Annotated in this window: 23 protein-coding genes and 3 pseudogenes; 14 read left to right on the top strand and 12 right to left on the bottom strand. The window is 68.4% G+C overall.

From position 1 onward, the window contains the following. The first annotated feature begins 39 nt into the window (after positions 1–39). Together BLV31_RS02720 and BLV31_RS02715 are read left to right on the top strand one after the other, a co-directional pair. Positions 40–1,290: an alpha/beta fold hydrolase gene (locus BLV31_RS02720; RefSeq protein WP_064060749.1), complete on the top strand. Its 1,251-nt coding sequence runs from the start codon at positions 40–42 to the stop codon at positions 1,288–1,290. A gap of 111 nt (positions 1,291–1,401) precedes the next feature. Continuing rightward, positions 1,402–3,480 (top strand): PhoX family protein, encoded by a 2,079-nt coding sequence (locus BLV31_RS02715; protein WP_064060750.1) that lies wholly within the window; start codon positions 1,402–1,404, stop codon positions 3,478–3,480. Between the two features lie 49 nt (positions 3,481–3,529). Here the strand turns inward: BLV31_RS02715 and ggh are convergent, their stop codons facing one another. Together ggh and BLV31_RS02705 are read right to left on the bottom strand one after the other, a co-directional pair. Next, positions 3,530–4,867: a glucosylglycerate hydrolase gene (ggh, locus tag BLV31_RS02710; RefSeq protein WP_064060751.1), complete on the bottom strand. Its 1,338-nt coding sequence runs from the start codon at positions 4,865–4,867 to the stop codon at positions 3,530–3,532. A gap of 118 nt (positions 4,868–4,985) precedes the next feature. After that, positions 4,986–5,708 (bottom strand): annotated as a pseudogene (locus BLV31_RS02705) (LLM class flavin-dependent oxidoreductase); the annotation flags it as partial. 71 nt (positions 5,709–5,779) lie between these two features. Here BLV31_RS02705 and BLV31_RS02700 point away from each other — a divergent pair. From BLV31_RS02700 to BLV31_RS02690, 3 genes and pseudogenes are all read left to right on the top strand, one after another. Next, positions 5,780–5,974 (top strand): annotated as a pseudogene (locus BLV31_RS02700) (MFS transporter); the annotation flags it as partial. 41 nt (positions 5,975–6,015) lie between these two features. After that, positions 6,016–6,915, top strand: coding sequence for a spermidine synthase (locus tag BLV31_RS02695; RefSeq protein WP_006550863.1), 900 nt, complete (start codon positions 6,016–6,018; stop codon positions 6,913–6,915). An 11-nt stretch (positions 6,916–6,926) separates the two neighbouring features. Further along, positions 6,927–7,955: a pirin family protein gene (locus BLV31_RS02690; protein ID WP_371850690.1), complete on the top strand. Its 1,029-nt coding sequence runs from the start codon at positions 6,927–6,929 to the stop codon at positions 7,953–7,955. 47 nt (positions 7,956–8,002) lie between these two features. On the opposite strand, the gene BLV31_RS02685 is transcribed toward BLV31_RS02690, so the two are convergent. Beyond that, the gene (locus tag BLV31_RS02685; protein WP_006550865.1) at positions 8,003–8,293 is read right to left on the bottom strand and encodes a putative quinol monooxygenase; all 291 of its coding nucleotides are present in this window, start codon (positions 8,291–8,293) and stop codon (positions 8,003–8,005) included. A gap of 86 nt (positions 8,294–8,379) precedes the next feature. Between BLV31_RS02685 and BLV31_RS02680 the strand changes: the two genes are divergently transcribed. Then, the gene (locus tag BLV31_RS02680; RefSeq protein ID WP_064060754.1) at positions 8,380–9,000 is read left to right on the top strand and encodes a class I SAM-dependent methyltransferase; all 621 of its coding nucleotides are present in this window, start codon (positions 8,380–8,382) and stop codon (positions 8,998–9,000) included. Between the two features lie 4 nt (positions 9,001–9,004). Here BLV31_RS02680 and BLV31_RS02675 read toward each other — a convergent pair whose 3' ends face one another. Together BLV31_RS02675 and BLV31_RS02670 are read right to left on the bottom strand one after the other, a co-directional pair. After that, entirely contained in the window at positions 9,005–10,447 is a 1,443-nt protein-coding gene (locus tag BLV31_RS02675) for a flavin-containing monooxygenase (RefSeq protein ID WP_064060755.1), read from the bottom strand. A 3-nt stretch (positions 10,448–10,450) separates the two neighbouring features. After that, a complete protein-coding gene (locus tag BLV31_RS02670; RefSeq protein WP_064060756.1) occupies positions 10,451–11,461 on the bottom strand; it encodes a PHP domain-containing protein in 1,011 nt (336 codons plus the stop codon). A gap of 40 nt (positions 11,462–11,501) precedes the next feature. Here BLV31_RS02670 and BLV31_RS02665 point away from each other — a divergent pair, with 40 nt between their 5' ends. Both BLV31_RS02665 and BLV31_RS02660 read left to right on the top strand, forming a co-directional pair. Beyond that, the gene (locus BLV31_RS02665) at positions 11,502–12,206 is read left to right on the top strand and encodes a SanA/YdcF family protein (protein ID WP_064060757.1); all 705 of its coding nucleotides are present in this window, start codon (positions 11,502–11,504) and stop codon (positions 12,204–12,206) included. A 10-nt stretch (positions 12,207–12,216) separates the two neighbouring features. Then, the gene (locus tag BLV31_RS02660) at positions 12,217–12,888 is read left to right on the top strand and encodes an SDR family oxidoreductase (RefSeq protein WP_037217432.1); all 672 of its coding nucleotides are present in this window, start codon (positions 12,217–12,219) and stop codon (positions 12,886–12,888) included. Between the two features lie 55 nt (positions 12,889–12,943). Here the strand turns inward: BLV31_RS02660 and BLV31_RS02655 are convergent, their stop codons facing one another. From BLV31_RS02655 to BLV31_RS02645, 3 genes and pseudogenes are all read right to left on the bottom strand, one after another. Beyond that, positions 12,944–13,993 carry a DUF6777 domain-containing protein gene (locus tag BLV31_RS02655; RefSeq protein WP_072740462.1) on the bottom strand — a complete coding sequence of 350 codons (1,050 nt, stop codon included), beginning with the start codon at positions 13,991–13,993 and terminating at the stop codon, positions 12,944–12,946. Next, positions 13,948–14,828 (bottom strand): annotated as a pseudogene (locus tag BLV31_RS02650) (alpha/beta fold hydrolase). The gene BLV31_RS02655 and the pseudogene BLV31_RS02650 overlap by 46 nt, the downstream one beginning before the upstream one ends. Next, complete coding sequence (locus BLV31_RS02645) at positions 14,828–15,211, bottom strand: nuclear transport factor 2 family protein (RefSeq protein ID WP_006550872.1); 384 nt, start codon at positions 15,209–15,211, stop codon at positions 14,828–14,830. Before BLV31_RS02645 ends, BLV31_RS02650 begins: the two are co-directional and overlap by 1 nt. A gap of 144 nt (positions 15,212–15,355) precedes the next feature. On the opposite strand from BLV31_RS02645, the gene BLV31_RS02640 reads away from it, so the two are divergent. The 3 genes from BLV31_RS02640 to BLV31_RS02630 all read left to right on the top strand — a co-directional run bounded on the left by BLV31_RS02640 (position 15,356) and on the right by BLV31_RS02630 (position 17,588). Further along, complete coding sequence (locus BLV31_RS02640) at positions 15,356–16,183, top strand: alpha/beta hydrolase (protein WP_019290501.1); 828 nt, start codon at positions 15,356–15,358, stop codon at positions 16,181–16,183. A 65-nt stretch (positions 16,184–16,248) separates the two neighbouring features. Continuing rightward, positions 16,249–16,869 carry a general stress protein CsbD gene (locus tag BLV31_RS02635; protein ID WP_033098059.1) on the top strand — a complete coding sequence of 207 codons (621 nt, stop codon included), beginning with the start codon at positions 16,249–16,251 and terminating at the stop codon, positions 16,867–16,869. Between the two features lie 59 nt (positions 16,870–16,928). Continuing rightward, a complete protein-coding gene (locus BLV31_RS02630; RefSeq protein WP_019290499.1) occupies positions 16,929–17,588 on the top strand; it encodes a hypothetical protein in 660 nt (219 codons plus the stop codon). Between the two features lie 68 nt (positions 17,589–17,656). Here the strand turns inward: BLV31_RS02630 and leuS are convergent, their stop codons facing one another. Beyond that, positions 17,657–20,524 (bottom strand): leucine--tRNA ligase, encoded by a 2,868-nt coding sequence (gene leuS, locus BLV31_RS02625; protein ID WP_064061394.1) that lies wholly within the window; start codon positions 20,522–20,524, stop codon positions 17,657–17,659. Between the two features lie 96 nt (positions 20,525–20,620). Here leuS and BLV31_RS02620 point away from each other — a divergent pair, with 96 nt between their 5' ends. Beyond that, positions 20,621–21,025, top strand: a complete 405-nt coding sequence (locus tag BLV31_RS02620) for an SdpI family protein (RefSeq protein WP_016691037.1) — start codon at positions 20,621–20,623, stop codon at positions 21,023–21,025. 21 nt (positions 21,026–21,046) lie between these two features. Here the strand turns inward: BLV31_RS02620 and BLV31_RS02615 are convergent, their stop codons facing one another. Then, on the bottom strand, positions 21,047–21,700 hold the full coding sequence (locus BLV31_RS02615) for a hemerythrin domain-containing protein (RefSeq protein WP_033098061.1): 654 nt from the start codon (positions 21,698–21,700) through the stop codon (positions 21,047–21,049). A 101-nt stretch (positions 21,701–21,801) separates the two neighbouring features. Here BLV31_RS02615 and BLV31_RS02610 point away from each other — a divergent pair, with 101 nt between their 5' ends. Together BLV31_RS02610 and BLV31_RS02605 are read left to right on the top strand one after the other, a co-directional pair. Then, a complete protein-coding gene (locus BLV31_RS02610; RefSeq protein WP_037217368.1) occupies positions 21,802–22,962 on the top strand; it encodes a helix-turn-helix transcriptional regulator in 1,161 nt (386 codons plus the stop codon). A 5-nt stretch (positions 22,963–22,967) separates the two neighbouring features. After that, positions 22,968–23,921, top strand: a complete 954-nt coding sequence (locus tag BLV31_RS02605; RefSeq protein WP_006550880.1) for a DUF1648 domain-containing protein — start codon at positions 22,968–22,970, stop codon at positions 23,919–23,921. A gap of 25 nt (positions 23,922–23,946) precedes the next feature. Here BLV31_RS02605 and BLV31_RS02600 read toward each other — a convergent pair whose 3' ends face one another. Together BLV31_RS02600 and BLV31_RS02595 are read right to left on the bottom strand one after the other, a co-directional pair. Next, positions 23,947–24,564 (bottom strand): YqgE/AlgH family protein, encoded by a 618-nt coding sequence (locus BLV31_RS02600; protein ID WP_019290494.1) that lies wholly within the window; start codon positions 24,562–24,564, stop codon positions 23,947–23,949. Between the two features lie 13 nt (positions 24,565–24,577). Then, positions 24,578–25,246 (bottom strand): TetR/AcrR family transcriptional regulator, encoded by a 669-nt coding sequence (locus BLV31_RS02595; RefSeq protein ID WP_019290493.1) that lies wholly within the window; start codon positions 25,244–25,246, stop codon positions 24,578–24,580. Positions 25,247–25,393 lie beyond the last annotated feature (147 nt).

Here is a 25,393-nt window from a genome sequence, read left to right as displayed (position 1 = left end):
CCTGAGCCGAGCACAGTACGTCGGTAGCATCGGTGGTGCATGTCGAACGCACCATGGCTACCGCCCTGCACCGCCGACGACTGGGACGACGGTCGGCGGCGGCGACGTCTCCGCGATACCCGCGCCGGTCATCACTGGGTACGGTTCGGCCGGCTTCGACGAGCCCTCGCGCGCACCGCCGTCGCGGCGCTCCCGCTCGTCGCCCTGTTCACCCAGTACTGGGCATGGGACGTCGCGCCGGTCCGTGAGCGACTCGCTCTCACGCAGCCACAGCTACATCCGATCCACGACGCGGCGACGCGGGAGGACCGCGACACGGCGGTCGTCGACCTGGTGGGCCTGGGCAACCTCGACGCGACCGAGACCGCCACGGCACTGCCCGCACTGAGCGAACTCGGGCAGGTGTGGGCGGTCGAGTACGACAACAGCGGTCTCGACACCGCCGTCGTCAGCCGCCTGATCCACGAGCGTGCCGCGTGGTCCGGGATCGAGAACATCGTGCTCACCGGGCACAGCATGGGTGGGATCATCGCCCTCGAGGTCGCCCAGCACCTGTATCAGGACACCGATCTCGAGGTGACCGGCGTGATCCTGGACTGCACGCCGCTCGACCTGCACGCCGTGCGGGCCGACGCGCGCGACGCCGGTGAGGACCTGTTGCGCTGGATCGGCTGGCTGCCCGGCGCACGGGAGAGCCGCAGCATGCGCATGCTCGTCGAGGTCGTCGCCCGCATGGACCGTTTCGTGCTCCCCTCGGACCGGTGGTACCGCCGTATCGACACCGAAGAGTTGCACGACGTCGCGGTCGAGGTGCTCAACGACAAGATCTTCTCGACCGACGCCGCGAGCAACGGACTGATCGAATCGCAGTTCCGGGCGATCGTCGCCTCCGGTGCAATCGACAACCTGAGGGCACTCGCCGACGAACGCGACGACAAGATCCGTCCCGCCATAGCGTTCCTCCGGCCACGGAACGCCGTGAACGACAACGTCGTCGACGTCGAGTACAGTCACCGGATCCTGATCGACCAGTCCGGCGGTGTCGACGGCACGCTGCTGGTGTCGAAACTCGACCGCACCGGACACGCCAATCCGATCCAGGCTCCCGCGGAATACAACACCGCGATCACGAACCGGGTGGTGCCCTTCGTCGACGGCAGGCCCGGCGAGGTCGAGGACGACGAGGAGGAGTCGCCGGATGGCGCGTTCTTCGATGACGACCGTCCCGGTGCCCGGCCGATCGTGGATCCCGACCGCATCGCCCCGGGCGGACCTCGGCCCATTCTGTGACCGCCGTCTCACGGCCGCCGAATGCTCATCGGGTGTTCACCTTCTCGTTCCGTCCGACTCGCCTGACGCTCCTACGGTTCCGGCGTCGAACCGATTTACGAGGAGAACGTTGTGGCCCGTAGAGTCCTGCCCTTGTTCGTCACGCACGACGGCATATCGTCGCGCTCGAACATCACGTGCAAGTACAAGTGCGGGGATGCCTGTTCGCACGCCGTCCCGAACACCTCCCGCAGTGAATACTTCGGCGACATCGTGCGCGCGGCCGTCTCGCGTCGCGGGGTCCTGCGGGGCGGGGCCATGGCCGTGCTCGCCGTCGGCGCCGGTGGCGTTCTGACGGCCTGTGCGGACGATTCCACTGCCGCCGCCGGTAGTGACGCTGGGGCGGCAGGCGATCTCGGGCCGGTGCCCGACGGCACGAACTTCACGGCGGTCGCACCGAACACCGATGACGCGGTGACGGTTCCGGAAGGGTACGAGAACGACGTCGTCATCCGGTGGGGGGATCCGGTGCTGCCCGATGCACCGGCCTTCGACATCGGCAACCAGACGGCGACCGCACAGGAGAAGCAGTTCGGGTTCAACAACGACTTCGCCGGTCTGCTCCCGGTGGACGGCCGACCCGACACCTACCTGCTCGTCGTCAATCACGAATACACCACCGAGCCCTTCATATTCGCCGACTACGACGCGGACGACCCGACCGAGGAACAGGTACGCATCGGCATCGCCGGTCACGGGCTGTCCGTCGTCCAGGTGAAGGGCGAGCCCGGGACCGGGCGCCTGACACCGGAATTCGGCGAATACAACCGTCGTATCACCGGAACAACCGAGTTCCTTCTCACCGGACCGGCCGCGGGCAGCGGCCTGCTGAAGACCACCGCCGACCCGACGGGCACGCGGGTCGCGGGGACGTTCAACAACTGCGCCGGCGGGCTCACCCCGTGGGGCACCGTGCTGTCGGGCGAGGAGAACTTCAACCAGTACTTCGCCAACGCCGAGAGCGTCACCGACCCGGTCGTTGCCGAACGTCTCGCCCGGTACGGACTCGAGGGCGCGGAAACCGAACGGAAGTGGGAACGATTCGACCGGCGCTTCGACATCGCCGCGGAACCCAACGAGGTCAACCGGTTCGGGTGGATCGTCGAGATCGATCCGTGGGATCCGAATTCGGTGCCCGTCAAGCACACCGCACTGGGACGGTTCAAGCACGAGGCGGCCACCGTCCACATCACCGACGACGGCACCGTCGTGTCGTACAGCGGTGACGACGAACGCTTCGACTACATGTACAAGTTCGTCTCGTCGCGGAAGATGCAGCCCGGAAACTCGCGAGCTGCGATGCGGCACAACATGACCCTGCTCGACGCAGGCACGCTCTACGTCGCGAAGCTCAGCGGTGACCATCCGGACGAGATCGACGGATCCGGAACACTTCCCGAGGCCGGCGAGTTCCGCGGCAGCGGCGAGTGGATCCCGCTGCTGCGCGCGAACGAGGACGGCAGCGCCGAGTCGCTGGTCGACGGCATGAGCGCCGAAGAGGTCGCGGTGTTCACCCGCCTCGCCGGCGACCGGGTGGGCGCGACGAAGATGGATCGCCCCGAGGACTTCGAACCGAATCCGGTCACCGGCAAGGTCTACGTCGCACTCACCAACAACACCAAGCGCGGCGTCGACGGCGCCGCGCCGGCCGACGAGGCGAATCCGCGCGAGAACAACAAGAACGGTCAGGTCCTCGAGATCGACGACGACCACGCGGGTACGTCCTTCACGTGGACGCTGCTACTCGTGTGCGGCGACCCGAACGAGGCCGACACTTACTTCGGCGGCTTCGACAAGTCGCAGGTCAGTCCGATCTCGTGCCCGGACAACCTGGCCTTCGATTCGTACGGCAACCTGTGGATCTCGACCGACGGCAACGCACTCGGCTCCAACGACGGATTGTTCAGCGTCGTCCTCGACGGACCGCGCCGCGGTGAGACGAAGCAGTTCCTCACCGTGCCGATCGGCGCCGAGACGTGCGGGCCGATCGTGCAGGACGGCCGGGTCGTGGTGTGCGTCCAGCATCCCGGGGAGACCGACGACGCGTCGTGGGCGTCGCCGGCCTCGCACTGGCCCGACGGAGGCGACTCCCAGCCGCGTCCCGCCGTGGTCGCGGCGTGGAAGTCCGACGGCGGACGTATCGGGGTCTGACACCTCGTGCGTGGTTCCGGTCGCGCTCGCTCCCGGAACCACGCACGGGTCATCCGAGCCAGTCCAATACCGCTGCGGCGGTCCACGACTGCTGCATGCTGCCGAGCGGGTCGCCGGTGAACGGTTCGTAGTACTCGGCGAAGGTGCCGTCGCTCACCTGCCGGAGTCCTTCCGCGCGAAGCACGTTGGCCCGTTCGGCCCAACCACGACGGGCGAACGCCCACGAGAACAACCACGTCATCACGGGCCACACCGGTCCGCGCCAGTACTCGCGGGGACGGAAGTCGCCCGAGACAGGGGACGTCGACGGCGGTACCGCATAGCGAAGATCCGGATGCCCGCAGAACTTCGGCCCTTCGAAGGTGCGCAGCAGCGCCCTCTCGGCCTGCCGGTCGAGACCGCCGCACAGCAGTGGCGCGAACATCGCGAGAGTGTCGGTGGCGACCCACTTCCCGCTGCGTAGATCGAAATCCTTCGCCGCGCCCGTGCGGGAGTCGGTCGTGGTGATCACGCCCTTCCGGAACCGCTCGGCCCACTGATACAGCTCGCGCACATCCGCGTTGGGACGGGAATGCTCCTCACCGATGGTTGCAAGCACCTCGCACGACAGCGAGAACACCGCGCTGACGAAGACGTCCTCGACCGCGAAGCTCATGGCCTTCGCGAGCACGCTGTCCTCGTAACGCGCCGTCTTCATCTCCTCGAGCAACCACAGATAACGCGCGTATTCACGGTCGGTGGGTCGCTGGGTGGCGTCGGCGACGTGCTCGAGATCCTCGCGATGGAAGGGCGGCACCGGACCGGCGATAACGTTGGCGTACGCCGTATCCCAGCGCGGGGAGTTGTCCATGCCCGACTCCCACCCGTGGTACAGCGCGATGCGGCTGTTGCCGTCGAGATCGCGTGCGTGCGCGAGCCAGCGGTGCCACCGCACGAGATCCGCCCACCGGCGATCCAGGAACTCCTCGGCGACAGCACGTGTCGAGCGGCCGTGCCGTCGTGAATGCTCGAGGATGCGCTGTACGGCGATGGCGTGCACGGGAGGCTGTGTGATACCCGAGGTCTGCACCTGCGCCGGTGCGTGCGCGGCCAGTTCGGAGACCGCCCAGCGCGCCGGGCCCGGGAAGTAGCCGTCGACACCGTTGGCGAAGACGATGTGTGGGATCATCCCGTTCTTCCACTGCGCCGAGAGCAGGGTGTCGAGTTCGACCACCGCCCGTTCGACACTGAGCGGCGCGAGCCCCACGGCGACGAACGCCGCATCCCAACTCCACATGTGTGGATAAAGCTTGGGAGCGGCACTCGTCATGGCGCCCAGGTCGTTCCCACGCAGCAGGTACGCCGCGCGTGCGGCGAGCTGTGTGGAGGTGAATCCTCGGTCCGGCATGGCCCCATTCTCTGTGCTGCGGACGGATCCGCACGACGAGGGCCGCAGCTGTAACAGCGCCGACACATTTCGCGCCGGCGCTGTGTCGAGCTGTGCTGTATCGATGTGTCAGGGATGGTCAGTGCGCGGAGGGCAGGAAGGCCGTCGAGCCCGACAGGTCGCCCGGGCGGTGGGAGGCCGGGGCGAGCAGGCCGCGACGCTCGAGGATCGGACGCACGCCCTCACCGAAGCGGTAGGCCTCCTCGAGATGCGGGTAGCCCGACAGCACGAAGTGGTCGAGTCCGATCTCGGCGTACTCGGCGATGCGGTCGGCGACCTCCTCGTGGGAACCCACGAGCGCGGTGCCCGCGCCACCACGGACGAGTCCGACGCCCGCCCACAGGTTGGGGGAGACCTCGAGGCTGCGGGCGTCCTTGCTCGCGGCGTAAGCGCTGCCGCCGCCGTGCAGCTCGACCATCCGGCGCTGCCCCTCGGAACCGGAGCGGGCCAGGCTCTGCTGGGCCTTCTCGATGGTCGCGGGGTCGAGCGCGGAGAGCAGGCGGTCGGCCTCGGCCCAGGCCTCGTCGGAGGTGTCCCGGCTGATGACGTGCAGGCGGATGCCGTAGTCGAAGGTGCGTCCCTGGATGTCGGCAAGGCCGCGGATCCACGCGATCTTGTCGGCGAGGGCGGCCGGCGGCTCACCCCACGTGAGATAGGTGTCGCAGAACTGCGATGCGACGGTGCCGGCCGCGGGAGAGGACCCGTCGAAGAAGAGCGGCGGCACCGGATCGGGGATGCGCTGGAGCTGGGCGTTCTCGACCTGGATGTATTCGGCCTGGAAGTCGACCGGGCCGTTGCCCGCCCGTGTGTGAATGTGTCGGACGTGGTTGGCGTCGCCGGGTTGCACGCTGTCCACCACCGGGAATCGAGTCCGTGACCACGCTGTCACAGCCCAGTTCCGCACCCGAGTCCGATCTCGATCGTCGCAGGAGACTACGCACCGTGGTCGCGGCGAGCCTGCTCGGCACCACGGTGGAGTGGTACGACTTCTTCCTCTACGCGACGGCTGCGAGCCTGGTGTTCAACCAGCTGTTCTTCCCCGACCAGAGTTCGTTCGTCGGCACGATGCCTCTGATCCGAGGCAAACGAGCCGGTACTAGGCTCGTCGTATGAGCAGGCAACGAGGTGGCCGCGCCGCATCGTCGCCGCGCAAGGAGAAGACGGGTGCACCGGGCGGCCCGGCCGAGGGGTTGTACGACATCGACACGGGTACGTGCGAGCTCGTCAAGGACCGCTATCTCGCCGACGGATGGGTCCTCGAGATCAACGGGGTGCCCAGCTCGCACATCGACCTGAGCGACCCGGCCCTGCTCGAGTTCGAGTACATGCGGTGGATCGCGATGCTCGTCGAGAGCAGGTTCGAACACGACTCGAGATTGCGCGTGCTGCACCTCGGTGGGGGTGCGTGCACGATGGCGCGCTACTTCGCCGCGGTCTACCCCGACGCTCGGCAGGTCGTCGTCGAGATCGACGGTCGCCTCGCCGAACTCGTCCGCCACTGGTTCGATCTGCCCCGCGCTCCGTTGCTGCGTATCCGGGTGGGGGAGGCCCGTCAGGTCCTCACCTCGCTCTCCGACGCGAGCCGCGACGTGATCGTGCGGGATGTCTTCGCCTACAACCGCACTCCCGTCGCACTCACCACCCTCCAGTTCACACAGCACGCCCGACGCGTGCTCGCGCCCGGCGGTGTCTACGTCGTCAACTGCGGCGACTTCCGCGACCTGACCGTCGCGAAACGTGAGGCCGCGACGATCGGTGAGGTCTTCGAGCACACCGTGATCATCGCCGACCCCGCGATGTTCAAGGGACGCCGCTACGGCAACGTCGTCATCGCCGGCAGCGACCTGCCGCTCGGTGACTCCCCGGCCCTGGCCCGCGACCTGCTCGGCGGAGCCGTCCCCGCGCAGATCCGGCTGGGTGACCAGGTCGAGAAGTTCGCCGCCGGGGCGCGCGTGCTCGACGACAGCGAGGCCACCACACCGCCCGGAACAAAGAGCACGGGCACGTAGTTGCACGGGTCATGACGTCAGCAGCCCCTACTCCGGTACTCCAGGTCTTCCGGCTCGGTATGCCCTGGCAGACGATCGATCCCTTCCTGTTCGTCGCACACCACGTCGACGCGTATCCGGCGGGCAACGACGAGCTCGGACCCGACGCGTCGCTCGACGGCCGCCCGCTCGGCCAGGACTTCGGCAACCCGGCGGGCTGGAGCATGTACCACGGCACCACCGTCCCAGGATTCCCCGGCCACCCGCACCGCGGCTTCGAGACGGTGACCTTCGTGCGCTCGGGTTTCGTCGACCACTCCGATTCGGTGGGCGCGGCGGCGCGTTTCGGTGAGGGCGACACGCAGTGGCTCACCGCCGGCAACGGGGTCGTCCACAGCGAGATGTTCCCTCTGCTGAACAAGGATTCGGACAATCCGCTCGAGTTGTTCCAGATCTGGCTGAACCTGCCCGCCGAGTCGAAGGCCGTCGATCCGCACTTCTCGATGCTGTGGAACGAGGACACCCCCACCGTGATCGTCTCGGACGAGGCCGGACGCACCGTCTCCGTCCGCGTCATCGCCGGTGAGCTCGACGACGTGACTCCGCCGCCGCCCCCGCCGAATTCGTGGGCGTCCCGACCCGGCACCGACGTGGCGATCTGGAACATCGACCTGTCGTCCGGTACGGGCTGGGAACTGCCGGCCGCGCGCGGTGAGCAGACGCAACGGGTCCTGTACGTGTACAACGGTTCCCCCGTGCGGATCGGTGACCGGACGATCGAGTCCGGGCACGGGGCCGTCGTCGACGCGTCGGTGCCGGTGCACCTCACCGGCGGCGACGAGGGCACGCAGATCCTGATGCTGCAGGGTCGCCCGATCGGCGAACCCGTCGTCTCGTACGGCCCGTTCGTGCTCAACGACGAGGCGGGTGTCCGCCAGGCGTTCGAGGACTACCGCCGCACCGGATTCGGCGGATGGCCCTGGGACAGCGACGGTCCCGTGCACGAACGTGACGCCGGCCGGTTCGCGCGGTATCCCGACGAGAAGCTCGAGCAACGCTGACGGCGTGCGCAGATCCTGTCGATTTCCGGCGGGATCTGCGACGAGAACTACTCGTTCGACGGCTGCACATCCGGGACGAGGTACTCGGAGACCTCCATCGACCGGATCTCCCGGGCCTGATCGTCGTCGGGTCCGCTGCCGCGGAAGTCGTCGAGGTGTGCCTGTGACTCCCACCGTTCGTAGATGCAGACGCGGTCGGGCTCGATCAGGTCGGCGGTGACAGCGAAGTCGAGGCAGCCCGGCGCTCTACGGGCGGCCTCGACGACGGACCTGCAGGTCGCCAGATAGAACTCACGCCTGTCGGCGTCGACGGTGAGATGTCCTGCGACGATGATCATGAATTCCCTCCCGTGGTCACTGCCTCGTCGTGGATAGGACCTGCGAACGGGGTCGAACTCATCGCGGCCCGTCGTACCATGCCGGGGTGACCCAGCCCGGATACGACGCCCTCGCGGATCTGTACGTCGAGCTGTTTCCCGATCCGTACCTGACTCCGCTCGAACGCCACACCGTCGCCGCCTTCTCCGAGATGGTGTGCCAGAGCCAGGTGCAGGGTGTCGTGCTGGACGTGGGCTGCGGGCCCGGATACGTGGCCGCGGATCTCGCCGACCGCGGACTCGACGTGATCGGCCTCGATCCCAGCACCGAGATGCTGCGCATCGCGCGGGGCGCCTACCCCGCCCTGCGATTCGTGCGGGACGACGCGCGACTCGGGTCCGATGAGCTCCGCGACGTGGTTCCGAGCGCGATCATCGCGCGGTTCAGCCTCATCCACGTTCCGCCGTCCGAGATCCCCGGGATCCTCGACGGCTGGACGGAGCGGATTCCGTCCGGCGGCGTGGTGCTCATCGCGGGGCAGACCACCGACGCGCCGGGTGAGGTGGTCGAGTTCGATCACGCGGTGGCGCCGGCGTGGCGGTGGCACCCGGATCGTCTCGCCGCGGCGTTGTCCGACGCCGGATTCGACGAGGTGTGGCGGACGGTCGGCCGCCCCGACGCCGACCATCGCTTCCCCGACGTCCACCTGGCGGCGCGCCGACGCTGACGGGTCAGGGCGTGAACTGCATCGATTCGTCGACACGCCCGAGCCGCATGGTGGGCAGGTCGAGGAGATAGTTCTGCCGCATCAGCCACGGGCTGCGCGAACCCTGCTTGGGCAGAGCACCTTCCGCGCGGTGGATGTACCCGGCGTTGAGACCGAGCAGCGGGCGGGTACGCCCGTCGCCCGAATACCTCGGAACCGCCGAACGGTAACCGTTGCGTCGCATGTACCGCAGCAACCGGCACACGTAGAGGGACGCGAGATCGGCACGCAGGGTCCACGACGCGTTGGTGTAGCCGAGACACATCGCGGCATTGGGCAGGCCGTCGAGCATCATGCCACGGTAGATGAACCGGGCCGAGAGGTCGATCTTCTCCCCGTCGACGACGAACTCGATTCCGCCCGCAGGCACCAGTTGCAGACCCGTCGCGGGGATCAGGATCTCGGCCTCGAGTTCGCGGCCGGACTCGAGGCGGACACTCTTCTCGGTGACGGTGTCGATCCGGTCGGTGACGATCTCGGCCTTCCCGGCGCGCAGGGTGCGGAACAGGTCGGAGTCGGGGACCACGCACAGTCGCTGATCCCACGGGTCGTAGCGCGGTGAGAAGTGGGGATCGACCGGGATCCTGCCGCGTAGGCGACGTTCGGTGAGGGTGCGCAACATGCGTTTCGCGGCCGAGGGGAACCGCTGGCAGAACTGGTAGAAGCCGAGATTGGCTACGACGTTCTTCGTCCGCACTGCGCGGTGGGCCACCCTGTCCGGCAACAGGCGTCGAATCCGCGTCGCGATCGGGTCGCGCGCGGGCAGCGACATCACGTAGGTGGGGGAGCGCTGCAGCATCGTCACGTGCTCGGCCTTCTCCGCCAGGGCGGGCACGAGCGTGACGGCCGTGGCGCCACTGCCGATCACCACGATCCTCTTCCCCTCGTAGTCGAGGTTCTCGGGCCAGAACTGCGGATGCACGACCGTGCCCGCGAAGTCCTGCAGACCGGGGATGTCGGGGAGGTAACCCGACTCGTAGCTGTAGTAGCCGCTGCAGAGATAGAGGAAGGAACAGGACATCTCGACGGTTCCCTGCCCGGTCGAGGCACGCACCGTCCACCGGGCGTCCTCCGACGACCAGGATGCATCGATCACCCTGTGGCCGAACCCGATCCGTCGGTCGATGCCGAATTCGGCGGCGGTGTCGCGGATGTACTGCAGGATGTCGGGGCCGTCGGCGATGGACTTCTCGCCCCGCCACGGGCGGAACGGGAAGCCGAGCGTGTACATGTCGCTGTCCGATCGGATCCCCGGATAGCGGAACAGATCCCACGTACCACCGATCGCGTCGCGACTCTCGAGGATGGCGTACCCGAGATCCGGGCACTGTGTCTGCAACCGGTAACCGGCATCGATGCCGGACAATCCGGCTCCCACGATCAGTACGTCGACGTGTTCCACGCGCATCTCCTACCTGTCGGCCCACGCCAGCAGGTCGTCGATCTCCCAGGTGTTGATCACCTGTTCGGGTTCGACACCCCGCTCGACGGCACGTTCGCAACCGTACCCGAGCCAGTCGAGCTGCCCGGGTGCGTGCGCATCGGTGTCGATGGAGAACAGGCAGCCCGTCTCGAGCGCGAGGTCGATGAGACGCGACGGCGGGTCGCGGCGTTCGGGCCGGCAGTTGATCTCGACGGCGGTGTCGTGGTCGCGACATGCGGCGAAGACCTTCTCGGCGTCGAACTTCGACTCGGGACGGTTTCCGCGCCCCCCGGCGACGAGCCGGCCGGTGCAGTGCCCGAGGACGTCGACGTGGGGATTCGCCGCCGCACGCAGCATGCGTTTCGTCATCGCCGACCGGTCGGCCCGCAAGTTCGAGTGCACGCTCGCGACGACGACGTCGAGTTCGGCGAGCAGCCCCTCGTCCTGGTCGAGCGACCCGTCGTCGAGGATATCGACCTCGATACCCGTGAGAATCCTTGAACCACTGTCGTTCTCGTTGATCTCCGCGACGACGGCGAGCTGCGAGCGCAACCGCTCCGCGGTGAGCCCGTTCGCGACCTTCAGGCGAGGGGAGTGGTCGGTGAGGGCGAAGTACTCGTGCCCGATCATCGTCGACGCGACGCGGTGCATCTCGTCGATCGGACTGCCGCCGTCGGACCAGTTCGAGTGGGTGTGCAGGTCGCCGCGCAGGGACTCGAGCAGGTCGCGGCCGCCGCGCCCGATCGGGTCGGCCTCCTCGCGTAACTGCTCGAGATAGGCGGGCACGTTGTCGAACGACTCCCGGACGACCGTCGCGGTCTTCTTTCCGACGCCCGGTAGATCGGTCCACGAGTCGGTCTTCCGCAGAACCTCCCGCTTGTGGTCGCTCACCTCGGCGAGCACCTCCGCCGCGCGTCGATAGGCCTGCACACGGTAGGTGTCGGCGTGTTCGCGTTCGAGCCAGAAGGCGACTTCGCGGAGTGCGTCGACGGGGTCCACCCCTCCATTGTGGCCGCCGGGCGTCCGTAATCTGGGACGCATGCTCGAATCCGTCCGGTCGTCGTCCCCCCTCGGTGCGGTCTCCGCACTGGTCGTCGGTGCGGTGTCCGCGCTGACACTCGTCTCCGCCCGCGTGGCGTCCGAAGCGAAGGACCTCATGTACGAGGTGGACGGCGCGCCGACCGCCCCGGTGGTGATCGTGCCGGGCGCGCGGGTGCACGAGGGCCGTCCGATGCGGGTGCTCCGCAGCCGCCTCGACGTCGCGGTCGCGTTGATGGCACGGGGACGGGTGCAAGCCGTGCTCGTCTCGGGCGACGGGGCCGGAACCTCGGGCGACGAGATCGAGGCGATGATCGCGTATCTCGTCGAGCAGGGTGTGAACCGGGAACGGATCGTCGCCGACCCGTACGGTCTCGACACCTACGACACCGCCCGGCGTGCGGTGGCCACCTACGGCGTGCGGCAGGCGCTGATCACGACCCAGGCCTTCCACCTTCCGCGCGCAGTGGCGTTGTGCCGGCGGGCGGGCATCGACATCGCCGGAGTCCGCGCCGCGAACGACGTGCGACTGCGCACGCGGCTGAGGAATCTGGCGCGCGAGTACGTGCTGTCGCGACCCAAGGCGTTCCTCGAACTCCGGTTCCCGCGCGACCCGGCGGTGGAGACCCCTCCGGACGACCGGCTCGCCGAGATCCTGGCCGGTCTCGAGCACGGTGCGGTGGCCGCCCCACCGTCTGCTTCCTAGGCTCGTGATCATGCGCCCCACAGCTCTCGTCACCGGAGGGGGTCGCGGTCTCGGCGCCGCGATCGCCCAGGAACTCGCTCCCACCCACGATCTGCTCCTCGGCGGACGACGTCGCGAGTCGCTCGATGCGATCCTCGAGGAACTGCCCGACGCCACGCCGTGGCCCGTGGACCTGCTCGATCACGTCGCCGTCGCCGCGGCCGCCGCCGACATCGATCGGCTCGACGTGCTCGTCCACAACGCGGGCGTCGCCGAACTGGGCACGATCGCCGACAGCGAGCCCCGGCAGTGGCGCGAGACGTTCGAGGCGAACGTCGTCGCCGTCGTCGCCCTGACGCAGGTGTTGCTACCGGCCCTGCGGACCGCGAACGGCCACGTGGTGCTCATCAACTCGGGGGCGGGTCTGCGCGTTCGCCCCGGGTGGGGTGCCTACGCCGCGAGCAAGTTCGCACTGCGGGCGTTCGGCGACGCGCTGCGCGAGGAGGAACCCGCACTGCGGGTCACCTCGATCCACCCGGGCCGGATCGACACGGACATGCAGCGCGCGATCGTCGCGTCGGAGGGCCGCGAGTACGACCCGTCGCAGTTCCTCAGCCCCGGCACGGTGGCGCGTGCGGTGCGGCAGGTCGTCGAGGCGCCGGTCGACGCCCACCCCACCGAGGTCGTTCTGCGTCCTCGCTGACGACTCGAAAGAGCTGACGGCTCAGAACGGCAGGCGGCTCAGAACGGCAGGCGGCTCAGAACGGCAGGGGGATCACGACCGGGGGAGCGCCCGGAATTTGTATCTGGATCTGCGGAGGCGGCGGCGCGGGAGCCCGCGGCGCCGGCGGGGGTGCCGGTGCCGGAGCGGGTTCCGGAGCCGGCGGCGGTGGCGGTGGCGGCGGTTCCGGAGCGGGGGGAGGCGGAGGCGACGGTTCCGGGGGAGGAGGCGGTGGTGGTGCCGCGGCTTCCGGCACCGGATCGCGCCGCGGTGCAGGAACGGGTACCTGCAGCGCCTCGGTCTCCGGGCGGGTTTCCTCCGTGGTCTCCGGTGCGGCCGGAGCCATGGTTTTCGGCAGGGCCTCACCGACCGGCACGGGGACCATCGCGCCGGTCGTGATGTCGATGACCTCCAACTCCCGCACGGCAGTCGCGGCGGGCTGGACGACGAACATCCGCTCGGCGTTCAGTCCGGGCCATTTCGGACCTTCGAGTTCGTCGTTTCCGGTGAGCACCGGCGCGGACAGCGGATTGCCGCGCACGCACCGCACGCGCGGAACACCGAGTTCGTCGACGAGGACGATCGTGCCGCGTTCGAGCAGCGACTGCACGGGCCGCGCCGCACCGTCGCGGTATTCGTGCATGGTCACCCGGGTGTCGGCGCGCAACAGGACCGCCGTGAGGGTGTCGGTGTAGCCGCGGATGTCGGGCACGCCGAGGACACCGCGCCACGCTTCGGCCTTGGCGGGATCCTCCTCCAGATGACGGATGAGCCCTTCGCGATCGCACAGGGGCCGGTCGAGACTGCCCCCGTAGAGCGCCGGCCGATCACCGGAAACGGCCGGGGTCCCGGCGGTCGCGGTGACCGGATCACCGCCTTCCTCGACGACTTCGGGGGGAGCTGGCGGCACCGCGACCGGCACCTGCGGCGGCACGAGACGCGGCGTCCACGGGTCGTCCTGCGCGGTGGCGACATGCAGTTGCACGGGCGTCGTCGTCTCGACCGAACTGCCCGACGAGCAGGCACCCGCCACCAGTGCCGTCAGGGCGAGTGCCAGACCGAATCCACGAACCGTGTCGCTGGCCACGCCGTCATGCTAGGTCGATGATCGCCGGTGAAAGTGTTGTTCGGCGGTTCTCGTCGGTATCCGGATCCGGAGAGGAAACGCAGGAGGAGGTTGTTCACCTCGTCGCGACGTTCCATCTGCACGAAATGCCCCGCGCCCTCGAGCAGGTGGACACCGCGCATATCGGGGACGAAGGCACGCATCCGTTCGAGCGCCGACGACCCCGACATCGTGATGACGGGATCCCGGTCGCCGGCCACGAACAGCGTCGGTACCTGCACCTTCGCGCCCTCGTAGGGACGCGACGCCTCCCAGTTCGCGTCGTAGGCGCGATACCAGGACAGACCTCCGCCGAATCCGGTGCGGGCGAACTCGGACGCGTAATGGGCGAGTTCGTCGTCGGTGAGCCAATCCCACGGCAACTCGGGAGCGGTGTGCAGCACGTCGAGATATCCGCGTCTCTCGGACGGATGCGACCATACGTCGCGATAGCGGTATCCGCCGGACCGGCGACGCGGTCCGGATGTCGCAGCGCCGTCGTCCATGCGACGGGCGCACCGAAGTCGTGACCGACGACGACCGCGCTGTCGATCCCGAGGACGTCGAGCAGTCGGACGAGGCGATTGGAAATCGCGACGTTCGTGTACTCCTCGGCCTCCCGGGGCCGGCCGGTTCGGCCGTAGCCGGGCATGTCGGGGGCGACGGCACGGTATCCGGCGTCGACGAGCGGCGCGAACTGGTGCCGGTAGCTATACCCCAGGCCGGGGAAGCCGTGGCACATGACGACCGCGGGTCCGTCGCCCCGATCGTCGATGTTCCACGTGAAACCATCGACCTCGACGATGAGGCTGTCCATCAGGAGGCGGGGACGGTCTGCATGTCCTCCTGGCTCCAGAACGCCCTCATGCTCGTGATCCTCGCGTCGTCGTCGAAGGTCATCACGTCGACGACCTCCATGACCAGATCCTGCTCACCCAGGTGCGTGACCAGGCGGAACACGAAAGCGGCGTTGTTCTCCGCGATCTTGAGGGTTATCACCTCACCGGTCTGCGCGAGCGGTTCGACCACTCCGTAGAACTCGCGGATCTCGGCCTCGGTGGCGCGGACCGGCGTGCCGACCGGATCCTCGACCGTAGCGCCCGGTGCGTACAGCGCGAGGACATCGTCGACGGTGCCGGAGGCCACGGACTTCACGTAGTTCTCGACGGTGGTGCGGATCGCGTCCCGACTCGGTGCCATGGGGTCTCCTTCGTTCGAATCGGGAACACGTTTCAATTCGACGGTAGTGGGCCGGATCCGCGGATGCACTCGCGATTCCCACTCGGAAGACCCCCGCGCCGGAGGACGATGACATCGCCATCACCCGGAACGATCGGAGACCCGATGATCGACGCTGTCGCCTTCACCCTCGACGGACACGCCGGTGCTCTCGCAGCCCGCACGTGGGTCGGCGAGGCCCCGCGCTACGTGGCGTTGTTGTGCCACGGTTACGGCGAGCACTGCGGACGCTACGAGTATGTGGCCGCGCACCTCGTCGCCGACGGCGCCGCCGTCTACGCGGTGGACCACATCGGTCACGGTCTCAGCGACGGCGAACGCGTCCTGATCGACGACTTCGAGAAGGTGGTCGACGATTTCCGTCTGCTCGATCTCACGGCGCGACGCGAGCATCCCGACCTGCCGGTCGTGCTCGTCGGACACTCGATGGGTGGCATGATCGCCGCCCGGTACGCGCAGCGATACGGCTCGGAACTGGCCGCGGTCGTCCTGTCCGGCCCGGTCCTCGGCAGGTGGGCGGCCGTCGACGCCCTGCTCACGGCCGAGGAGATCCCCGATACCCCCATCGATCCGTCCACCCTCTCCCGTGATCCCGAGGTGGGTCGCGCCTACGTGGCCGACCCGCTCGTCTGGCACGGCCCGTTCAAGCGCACCACCGTGCAGGCGCTGAAGACCTGCATCGACACGATCACCGCCGCCGGTGCCGTCGACGACGTGCCCGTGTTGTGGTTGCACGGCGAGGACGATCGACTGGTTCCCCTCGACGGCACCGCCACCGGATGGTCGTCGCTGGCAGGTCGCGGGGCGTCGTCGAAGACCTATCCCGAAGCGCGGCACGAGATCTTCAACGAGACGAATCGGGACGAGGTCCTGGGCGATGTCGTCGACTTCGTCGGCGCGCACATCCACCCTCTCGAGACTCTCGAGGATTGAAGCCGACCGCGTCTGGCTACCCCAAGCCATGGGGGCCGTCCCCTTCGTGTCCCGTACGGAAGGAGATGACCGTGGTCGAAGACAACACATCCGACAGGGCACGCCCTGGTGCATCCGACAGGGCTCGCCCCGGTCCGGCCGACAAGGCACGCCTCGGGTTGAAGCAGACCGTGGTCGGTAAGGCGAAGGAGGTCGCCGGCGCTCTGACCGGCAACGACTCCCTCACCACCGAAGGCCGTCTCGAGCAGGAGCAGGCTCGGCAGACCAGGAAGGCCGACACCCTCTCGCACATGGCCGAGGCCGAGAGCGACGAGGCGGTCGAACAGCTCGACGCCGTCCGCGAGGCCGGACAACAGGAACGCGAGGCCGTGCAGCAGCGGACCGACGCCGTCGAGTCGCAGGCCGAGCGGGAGGCACGGGTCCGCAAACAGGCCGCCGACCTCGAACATCAGGAGAACATCGTCCGAGGGCGATCCGATGCCGCCCGTGAGGCCACAGCCGCCGAACAACAGGCACGTCGCGAGGAGAACGAGCAGGTCACGGATGCCGCCGCAGAGGTCGCGGCCGCCGACGAGGACCACCGACGAGCCTCCCACGACGCCGAACGTGCACGCCTCCAGGCCGAAGAAGAACGCCGCAAGGCCGAAGCCCTCGAACGCACGCTGACCGACGAGCCGGATCGCTGACGAACACCACCGACATTCCCTACCGGAGCTGTACCCCCATCGAAGTTGGAGATGCGCCCATGAACCTCGCCACTCTGCCCAAGAGCGTTCTGCGACTGCAGTACAAGATCGCCCGCTTCCCGCTGGGATTGATCGAGCAGCAGTTGCGGTTCCTGCCCACCGACGCCCCGCCGCGCCTGATGTACGAGCGGGGGCTGGGCATGCTGGACGGCATCGTCGGCAGCGTGCTCGACGACCAGGAGATCGCCACCCGCGGGGCGCTCGCCACCGAACGCGCCGAGGCGGTGAAGCGCGCGGAGAAACTCGACGCGCAGGCCGCAGCCGAGAAGCGCGCGGCAGACGCCGAACTCCGTCGAACGCGTGAACGTGCCGCTGCCCAGCAGGAAGCCGCGCGACGCGACCGCGAGAACGAAGTCGAGCAGGCCCGGGAGCGTGCGCAGGAACGCGCGAAGCAGGCGGAGAAGGAGGCCGAGCAGAAGAAGGCCGCCGAGACCGCGAAGGCCGACCAGGAGGCCGCCGCGAAGCGCCAGGCCGCCGAGACCGCGAAGAAGAAGGACGAGGAGCGCATCCGCAAGGCCGAGCAGGAGGCCGCCGAGCCCGCCAAGGTCTCCCTCAAGGATGCCGTCGCCAAGCAACTCGAGGCGAAGGAAGCGGAGGAGCGCGCGCACGATGCGGGCGAGGTCGCCGAGTTCGAGAAGATCGAACACAAGCACCCCTGATCCCGGTTGTAGTCGACGAGACCCCGGTGCATCCTGTGCACCGGGGTCTCGTCCGTCGTAAGCGGTTGCTACTTCACGACATTGACCATCTTGCCGGGAACCACGATCACCTTGCGCGGTGCGGCACCGCCGAGCAGGTCGGCGATCTTCTCGTCCACGAGCGCGGCGGCCTCGATCGCGTGGGGTGCGGCGTCGGCCGGGACGGTGATGCGGCTGCGCACCTTGCCGTTGACCTGGATCGGGTACTCGACGCTGTCCTCGACGAGCCACTTCTCGTCGGCGACCGGGAACGGGCCGTGCGCAAGCGATTCGGTGTGTCCGAGACGCGACCACATCTCCTCGGCGAGGTGCGGGGCGACCGGGCCGAGCATGAGCACGAGCGGTTCGACGGCGCCGCGCGGCGCACCCGACGGGTACTGCTTCGTCAGGTGGTTCGTGTACTCGATGAGCTTGGCGATCGCCGTGTTGTCGCGCAGGTGGGTGAAGTCGTCCGACACACCCGCGACCGTCTTGTTGAGCGCCCGCAGCGTGTCGTCGCCGGGGGTGTCGTCGGTGACGCGCAGCGCGCCACCCTCCTCCTCGACGACGAGACGCCACACGCGCTGCAGGAAGCGGTGCGCGCCGACGACGTCCTTGGTCGCCCACGGACGCGACTGGTCGAGCGGGCCCATCGACATCTCGTAGACGCGCAGGGTGTCGGCGCCGTACTCGTCGAAGATCTGGTCGGGGCTGACGGAGTTCTTGAGCGACTTGCCCATCTTCCCGTACTCGCGAGCGACCTCCTGCTCACCGTCCGGGCCGGTCCAGTAGAACGTGCCGTCGCGCTCGACGACCTCCTCGGCCGGCACATACACGCCGCGCGAGTCGGTGTAGGCGTAGGCCTGGATGTAACCCTGGTTGAACAGGCGACGGTACGGCTCCGAGGAGGTGACGTACCCGAGGTCGAAGAGCACCTTGTGCCAGAACCGCGCGTACAGCAGGTGCAGCACCGCGTGCTCGACACCGCCGACGTAGAGATCGACGCCACCCGGGTCGTTCGGGCCGTGCAGTTCCGGCCGCGGGCCGGTCCAGTACGCCTCGTTCTCCTTGTCACAGAAGGCTTCCGAGTTGGTGGGGTCGATGTAGCGCAGCTGGTACCACGAGCTGCCGGCCCACTGCGGCATCACGTTGGTGTCGCGCGTGTAGCGCTTCAGGCCGTCGCCGAGATCGAGCTCGACGTTCATCCAATCCACCGCCTTCGCGAGCGGCGGGGACGGTTCGGAATCGGCGTCGTCCGGATCGAAGGAGACCGGCGCGTAATCCTCCACCTCGGGAAGTTCCACGGGCAGAGCGGATTCGGGCAGAGCATGGGCGCGTCCCTGCTCGTCGTAGACGATCGGGAAGGGCTCGCCCCAGTACCGCTGCCGCGCGAACAGCCAGTCGCGCAGCTTGTACTGGATGGTGCCGCGTCCGGCGCCGTCCGCCTCGAGCTTCGCGACGATCGTCTTCTTCGCCTCGGCGACGTCGAGACCGTCGAGCAGGCCGGAGTTCACCAGCACACCGTCGCCGGTGTACGCCTCGGCGGTGACGTCGCCGCCGGAGATGACCTCGCGGATGGGCAGACCGAAGGCGGTCGCGAACTCCCAGTCGCGCTGGTCGTGGCCGGGAACGGCCATGATCGCGCCGGTACCGTAGCCGGTGAGGACGTAGTCGGCGATGAAGATCGGCAGTCGCTCGCCGTTGACCGGGTTCACGGCGTAGGCGCCGAGGAAGACACCGGTCTTCTCCTTCGACTCCTGCCGCTCGAGATCGGACTTCGCGGCGATCGACGCGCGGTAGGCCGCGACCGCGGCAGCCGGATCGGCGGCGCCACCGGTCCAGCGCTGGTCGACGCCCTCGGGCCAGGACGCGGCGACGATCCGGTCGACGAGTTCGTGCTCGGGAGCGAGGGTCACGTAGCTGGCACCGAACAGGGTGTCGGGCCGGGTGGTGAACACCTCGATCGCCGAATCGTGGTCGGCGACGGCGAACTTCACCTGGGCGCCGTGCGAGCGCCCGATCCAGTTGCGCTGCATGGACTTGACCTTGTCGGTCCAGTCCAGATGCTCGAGATCGTCGATCAGGCGGTCGGAGTAGGCGGTGATCCGCATCATCCACTGGCGCAGGTTCTTCCGGAAGACCGGGAAGTTGCCGCGCTCGGAGCGGCCGTCGGCCGTGACCTCCTCGTTGGCGAGCACCGTGCCCAGACCCGGGCACCAGTTGACGAGCGAATCCGACCGGTAGACCAAGCGGTACGAGTCGATGACGTCGGCGCGCTCACCCTCCGACAGCGACGCCCAGTCGCGTCCGTCCTCGAGACGACGCGTGCCGTCGGCGAATTCGGCCTCGAGTTCGGAGATGCGACGCGCCCGGCCGGCCTCGCGGTCGTACCAGGCGTTGTAGATCGTCAGGAAGATCCACTGCGTCCAGCGGTAGAAGTCGACGTCGGTCGTCGCGACCGAGCGACGCTCGTCGTGCCCGAGACCGAGCCGGGAGAGCTGCCGCTTCATGTTCCCGATGTTGGCCTCGGTGGTCGTGCGCGGGTGCGTGCCCGTCTGCACGGCGTACTGCTCGGCCGGCAGACCGAAGGCGTCGTAGCCGAGGGTGTGCAGCACGTTGCGGCCCTGCATGCGGTTGAAGCGCGCATACACGTCGGTGGCGATGTACCCGAGCGGGTGCCCCACGTGCAGGCCCGAGCCCGAGGGGTACGGGAACATGTCCTGCACGAACAGCTTGTCGGAGGGCACCTCGCCGGCGAGATCGCCCACCGGATTGGGGGCGTGGAAGGTGCCGCGCTCGCGCCAGAGCTCCTGCCAGCGCTGCTCGATCCGCCCCGCGAGCTCGGCGGTGTACCGATGCTGCGGAGTGCTGCCGGGTTCGTGCTGGGAGGTCTGTTCGGGACGGGTCACGGTGATCACTATCTACTCGGCCGGGCGTGTGAGTGCTCCCACCAGGGTAGAACGTGCCCGCACCCGCGCAGACCGGTGGCACCACCGGCCGCGTATCCTGGTCGGGTGCTCATCGTCGCTGTCCTGCTCTTCGTGCTCGCTCTCGTCGTCGGCGCGGTGGGTGTCGCGGCACTGACCGGCAAGCTCCCGCGCAACCGCTGGGCCGGTGTGCGCACCCCCGACGCGCTGCGTGACGACGAGGCGTTCGCCCTGGCCAACAAGGTTGCCGCACCCAGCATGCTCGGGTCCGCGGTGCTCCTCGCCCTCGGTGGTGTCGCGTCGCTGACGCTGCCCACCGTCGCCGGGATCATCGCAGTCGTCGTCACCGTGGTGGCCGCCCTGATCACCGCCGGAGCCGGCGGATCCGTCGCAGCGCGGGTCGCTGCGGCGACGAAGCCGGAGGAGACAGCCGGCTGCGGTACCTCGTGCGGGGCGTGCAGCCTGCGCGGGGCGTGCGAGCCGACCGCCTGACGGTCCTCCCACCGGCAGTCCTCACGCCCAGCGGCGCTCCCGTGCGTAGCGCGGTGTCCACCAGAACCGGTTGAGCACCCGCACCGGTACCGGGAGACTCTTCAGCACGACGGCCACGCGGTCCTTCGGTGCTCCATCGAAGAGGTAGGGCAGCATTTCGGAGACCTCGCGCTTGTCCAGTTGCGCGAACGCCCGCATCGAGATGTCGTGCCATTCCTCCTTGGTGATGGATTGTTCGATCAGCGGGAAGGCGTCCCGTTCCTCGTGCGCGAGGTGAGCACCCAGCGACGTGACGAGACCGTCGAGCAGACCGCCGAGCCGCTCGGTCGCCGTCTCCCGGTCGTCGAGCACAGCCTCGATCTCCGCCAACGCCGGGTCGATCACGGAATGTTCGGCCTCCATCGCATCGAGCACCTCCATCGCCCCCGCATCGTGTGCGAGGCGTGGCCGCATGAACGGCCAGACGTAGACGTCCTCGACGGAGTGGTGCGTGTGCAGTTCGGTGCTGAATCCGTGCCAGCCGAGGAGCAGCGCATCGTGCGTGCCGGGATCGGCGGTCCGCCACTTCTGCGCGAAGTCGGCGAGACGTTCGGTGTCCCGGCGTAGAGCGGAGTGGATCAGATGCACGACCTCCAGATCCTCGGCGGACAACGGCGTGGCGTGAGTGGTGGTCATGGCGGGTACCTCGACTTCCGTATGAATGTCCCCGTGTCCATGGAGCCTCGTCGCCGCGTGAGGTGTTCTCAATCCCACATTCGAGGGGGATACTTCGGGATATGCGCTCTGCACAGCGGTTGAGGGCAGGCATCCACGACGCAGCATCCGCGGCTGCGGACGGGGCGCAGTTTCGCGAGTTCGTGATGGATGTGCTCGGCGCTTTCATTCCGTACGACGGTGGTTGTGTCGCACCCGTGGACCCGGCCGTCGGGGTTCCCACCGGCTTCACCACCCGCGGCCTCGACGACCCAGCCGAGGTACTCCGATTGTCGATCGAGTTCGAGTACGGTCCGGACCTCGATCCGGACAGCCTCTACGCGCTCATGCAGCACCGGTCCGGAGTGCGGCGGATCGAAGAACCCTCCGGCCGCGGACCGGGATACGGCAACAGGCGGTATCTCGAACTCGTGTCGCATCTGGGCATGAGACACGAAGTGCAGCTGGTCTTCCGGGACGGAGACCGTCGGTGCTGGGGTGTCGGTGATCTGCTCCGCGCGTCGGGCCGAGGTTTCTCCGACGCCGAACTCACGATGCTCGACGACGTTCTCGACGACATCGCGAACGGATTCCGCACCACGTTGATCCGGCACGCATCCGCACGAACACGGAACACGGTCGTCGAGGGCACCGCCTGCGAATGCTCGGGTCCGGCCGTGGTGGTAATCGGGGCGGACGACGAATTCGATTCCGTCACTGCCGCAGCGATGATCTTCTTCGAACGCCTCGGCTGGGAGAGTCCCGCTCGGGGGCGCCCCGGACCGGCGCATGTGATCGCCCGTCAGGTCCGTAGAACACGACCCGTGCCCGCGGATGTGCGTGTCCGCACCCTCGACGGCGAATGGCTCGTACTGCGCGCCGCGATCTTCGACGAGACCGGCCGCGTCGTCATGACCTTCGAGCGGGCACGCCTGCCCGAGGTCGTCGCCCTGGTCACCGCCGCCTACGGTCTGACGCCACGCGAATCGGAGGTACTCGTCGAAGTGCTCGCCGGACGGTCTCGCAACGAGATCGCGAGTCGGTTGTTCATCAGCCCGTACACCGTGCAGGACCACCTGAAGAACATCTTCACCAAGACCGGTGTGAACAGCCGGCGCAGCCTCGTCTCGCGACTCGCGTGTACCGAGTACATGCCCCGGTTCGGTGGCGACCTGCGACCCGACGGATGGTTCGACGAGAGCGGAACGAGGACGGCGCCGGTGGAGGCCCGTACCCTAGGCTGACCCCCATGACGACGCGTCAGGTCGACCCCGTCGGTGCGCTGCTCGGACTGGCCGTTCCGTTGCTGTGTGCCGTGGCCGTACTCGTGCTCACCCGCTCGTGGATCCCACGATTGCCCGAGGAGATCGCCACGCACTGGTCGGGCACGACACCCGATTCGTTCGGGTCACCGATGACCTCGGCGTGGACCGCCGCCCTGCTGATCGTGCTCGTCGGGGGAGGGTGCTGCGCGATCGCCGCGATCGCGCAGGCGCAACTGCTCATGCGTCGCTACATGCTCGCGATCGGTCTCGGGGTCACCGGCACGATCACCGCACTGTTCCTGGCCGGTCTCGCGGGGCAGCTCGACACGACCGACGCCACGCAGGCCGCGTTGGAGGGCTGGCCGGCGGTGCTCGGCATGTGGGTGGGTATCGCGGTGGGCTGGTTCGGGGGACGGCTCCTGCGCGACGGTCGGGAGCGGAAGGCGGCGACCGCCGCTCCGGATCCGGCGCTGCCGCGCGGTCGTGCCGAACTGCCGATCGTCGAGCAGGTGGGCACCGGTGTGGGCACGACGGCGGGACTGTCGCTGCTCGTCCTGATCCCCGCGCTCGTCGTGTGCGGTGCGACGCAGAGCTGGTGGCCGCTGGGTTTGATCGCGCCCGTCGCTCTGCTCGTGCTGGGTCTGCTCCGCTACACCGTGGTGGTCGACGCGGACGGGATCCGGGTGTCGAATCTGGCCACCGACGCGCTCGGATACGACCTCGACGAGATCGTCGGGGCGAAGGTCACCGAGACCCGCCCGTTCCAGGACTGGGGCGGCTGGGGCCTGCGGGCCGAGGGCGGCAAGCGGTACGGCCTGGTCACGCGCACCGGGCCTGCCGTCGTGGTGACCACGGCCTCGGGACACGAATTCACCGTGACCGCAACGAGGGCCGAGGAGATGGCCGGCGCGCTCAACACTCTCGCCGACGCCCGCTGACCGGTCCCGGTCGCCCGAGGGGGGCTCAGTTGCGCTCGACCTCGATGGGGTGCGTCGCGAGCAACGCCATCGGCAGCGGCTGCCGGCGCAGCACCCTCGCCCACACGTCGAGGTGCGCGGGGGCGAGCACATCGGTGGGCAGTGCCGAGACCACCATCCAGTCGTCGTTGCGTAGTTCGCCGTCGAGCTGACCTGCGCTCCACCCCGCGTATCCCGCGAAGATCCGCACACCCTCGACGTAGTGGGCGATGTGCCCGGGGTCGACATCGAGGTCGATCATCACCACTCGGCCGTCGACGTGGCGGATGCCGGGGACGTCGGTGATGTCGGCCCCCACCCGCAGCGTGCCGAGGCACAGCGCCGAACTGCGGTGGACGGGACCGCCTACGAACAGGGTCTTCGGTTCGGCGGCGAGCCACGACCATTGCGGCAGCATGGCGTCGACGGAGGTGTCGCTGATGCGGTTCAGGACGACACCGAAGCTGCCGGCATCGGTGTGCTCGATGATGTAGACGACGGTGCGGCGGAAGGTCGGCTCGGTGAGATCGGTGGCGGAGACGAGCAGGCTGCCGGCCCGCACCCTGGGTGTCGAGGGTGCGGTGCGGTCCTCGGGTTCGTCCTGATGCTGCGCCACGTCAGCCATTCTGTCACCGCCGTCACCGGCGCGTGGGGTGGAACCCGACGGTCTGTGCCAACAGGGCGAGATGATGTTCGAACAGGACCTCGCGGTCCGGAAAAGTGTCGGGGCCGTACTGCCCGAAGACCTCGAAGCTCACGGACCCGAACAACGACGGCCACACCCAGAGACCGCGTGCCAGTACGGAATCCGGGGCCGTGAGGGAGAACTCGTCCCGGATCCGGCCCAGCGGTTCCCCCAGGCTCTCCGGAGGTGGGGCAGCGGCCGTGTCGTCCAATACACCCGCGGCGTGGGCCTCGTCCACGATCCGGGCCAGTCGCAGGACCACGCGGATACCGGGTGCGGTGGTGCGCTCGGCCGGGGCAGCGTAACCGGGCACCGGACTGCCGAACAGCAACCCGTAGCGGGCCGGTTCGGCCAGCGCCCACGAGCGCACCGCCCGGCCGAGGGTGAGAAACCGTTCGCGGTGATCGGAGGGGTCGACTGCGTCGACGGCACGGTCGACACTGTCGCCGAGTTCGTCGTAGGCGTCGACGACGAGCAGGGTGAGCAGCTCGTCGCGGCTCGAGACGTAGCGGTAGACGGCGGAGGAGACGACGCCCAGGTCTCGGGCGACGGCACGCAGCGACAGCGCCGCCGCTCCGTGGGTGCCGAGATGCTCGCGGCCGATCCGGAGGATGTCGGCCATCGTCTGTGCGCGTGCGCGCGCCCGTGGTGTCGTCACCGGACCATTCTGCCGTCGAATAGAGAGCACCGTCAACAAATGAGAGCACTGCTCTTGACAAGCACGGCTGCACGGAGGATCGTCGACGGCATCAGAGAGCAGTGCTCACAC

This window comes from Rhodococcus pyridinivorans, assembly GCF_900105195.1.
In the GTDB taxonomy this organism is placed as follows: domain Bacteria; phylum Actinomycetota; class Actinomycetes; order Mycobacteriales; family Mycobacteriaceae; genus Rhodococcus; species Rhodococcus pyridinivorans.
Note: the sequence above shows the minus strand (reverse complement) of the source record. Positions and strands in the feature narration are given on the sequence as shown.

What these genes read in the sequence shown, in the direction of transcription:
- BLV31_RS02630 (WP_019290499.1), top strand. Translation starts at nt 16,929, where the DNA reads ATGAACCTCGCCACTCTGCCCAAGAGCGTTCTGCGACTGCAGTACAAG.
- BLV31_RS02660 (WP_037217432.1), top strand. Translation starts at nt 12,217, where the DNA reads ATGCGCCCCACAGCTCTCGTCACCGGAGGGGGTCGCGGTCTCGGCGCC.
- BLV31_RS02615 (WP_033098061.1), bottom strand. Translation starts at nt 21,700, where the DNA reads ATGACCACCACTCACGCCACGCCGTTGTCCGCCGAGGATCTGGAGGTC.
- ggh (WP_064060751.1), bottom strand. Translation starts at nt 4,867, where the DNA reads ATGCCGGACCGAGGATTCACCTCCACACAGCTCGCCGCACGCGCGGCG.
- BLV31_RS02600 (WP_019290494.1), bottom strand. Translation starts at nt 24,564, where the DNA reads ATGGCTGACGTGGCGCAGCATCAGGACGAACCCGAGGACCGCACCGCA.
- BLV31_RS02690 (WP_371850690.1), top strand. Translation starts at nt 6,927, where the DNA reads ATGACGTCAGCAGCCCCTACTCCGGTACTCCAGGTCTTCCGGCTCGGT.
- BLV31_RS02720 (WP_064060749.1), top strand. Translation starts at nt 40, where the DNA reads ATGTCGAACGCACCATGGCTACCGCCCTGCACCGCCGACGACTGGGAC.
- BLV31_RS02635 (WP_033098059.1), top strand. Translation starts at nt 16,249, where the DNA reads ATGACCGTGGTCGAAGACAACACATCCGACAGGGCACGCCCTGGTGCA.
- BLV31_RS02595 (WP_019290493.1), bottom strand. Translation starts at nt 25,246, where the DNA reads ATGGCCGACATCCTCCGGATCGGCCGCGAGCATCTCGGCACCCACGGA.
- BLV31_RS02675 (WP_064060755.1), bottom strand. Translation starts at nt 10,447, where the DNA reads ATGCGCGTGGAACACGTCGACGTACTGATCGTGGGAGCCGGATTGTCC.
- BLV31_RS02640 (WP_019290501.1), top strand. Translation starts at nt 15,356, where the DNA reads ATGATCGACGCTGTCGCCTTCACCCTCGACGGACACGCCGGTGCTCTC.
- BLV31_RS02610 (WP_037217368.1), top strand. Translation starts at nt 21,802, where the DNA reads ATGCGCTCTGCACAGCGGTTGAGGGCAGGCATCCACGACGCAGCATCC.
- BLV31_RS02605 (WP_006550880.1), top strand. Translation starts at nt 22,968, where the DNA reads ATGACGACGCGTCAGGTCGACCCCGTCGGTGCGCTGCTCGGACTGGCC.
- BLV31_RS02685 (WP_006550865.1), bottom strand. Translation starts at nt 8,293, where the DNA reads ATGATCATCGTCGCAGGACATCTCACCGTCGACGCCGACAGGCGTGAG.
- BLV31_RS02695 (WP_006550863.1), top strand. Translation starts at nt 6,016, where the DNA reads ATGAGCAGGCAACGAGGTGGCCGCGCCGCATCGTCGCCGCGCAAGGAG.
- BLV31_RS02665 (WP_064060757.1), top strand. Translation starts at nt 11,502, where the DNA reads ATGCTCGAATCCGTCCGGTCGTCGTCCCCCCTCGGTGCGGTCTCCGCA.
- BLV31_RS02645 (WP_006550872.1), bottom strand. Translation starts at nt 15,211, where the DNA reads ATGGCACCGAGTCGGGACGCGATCCGCACCACCGTCGAGAACTACGTG.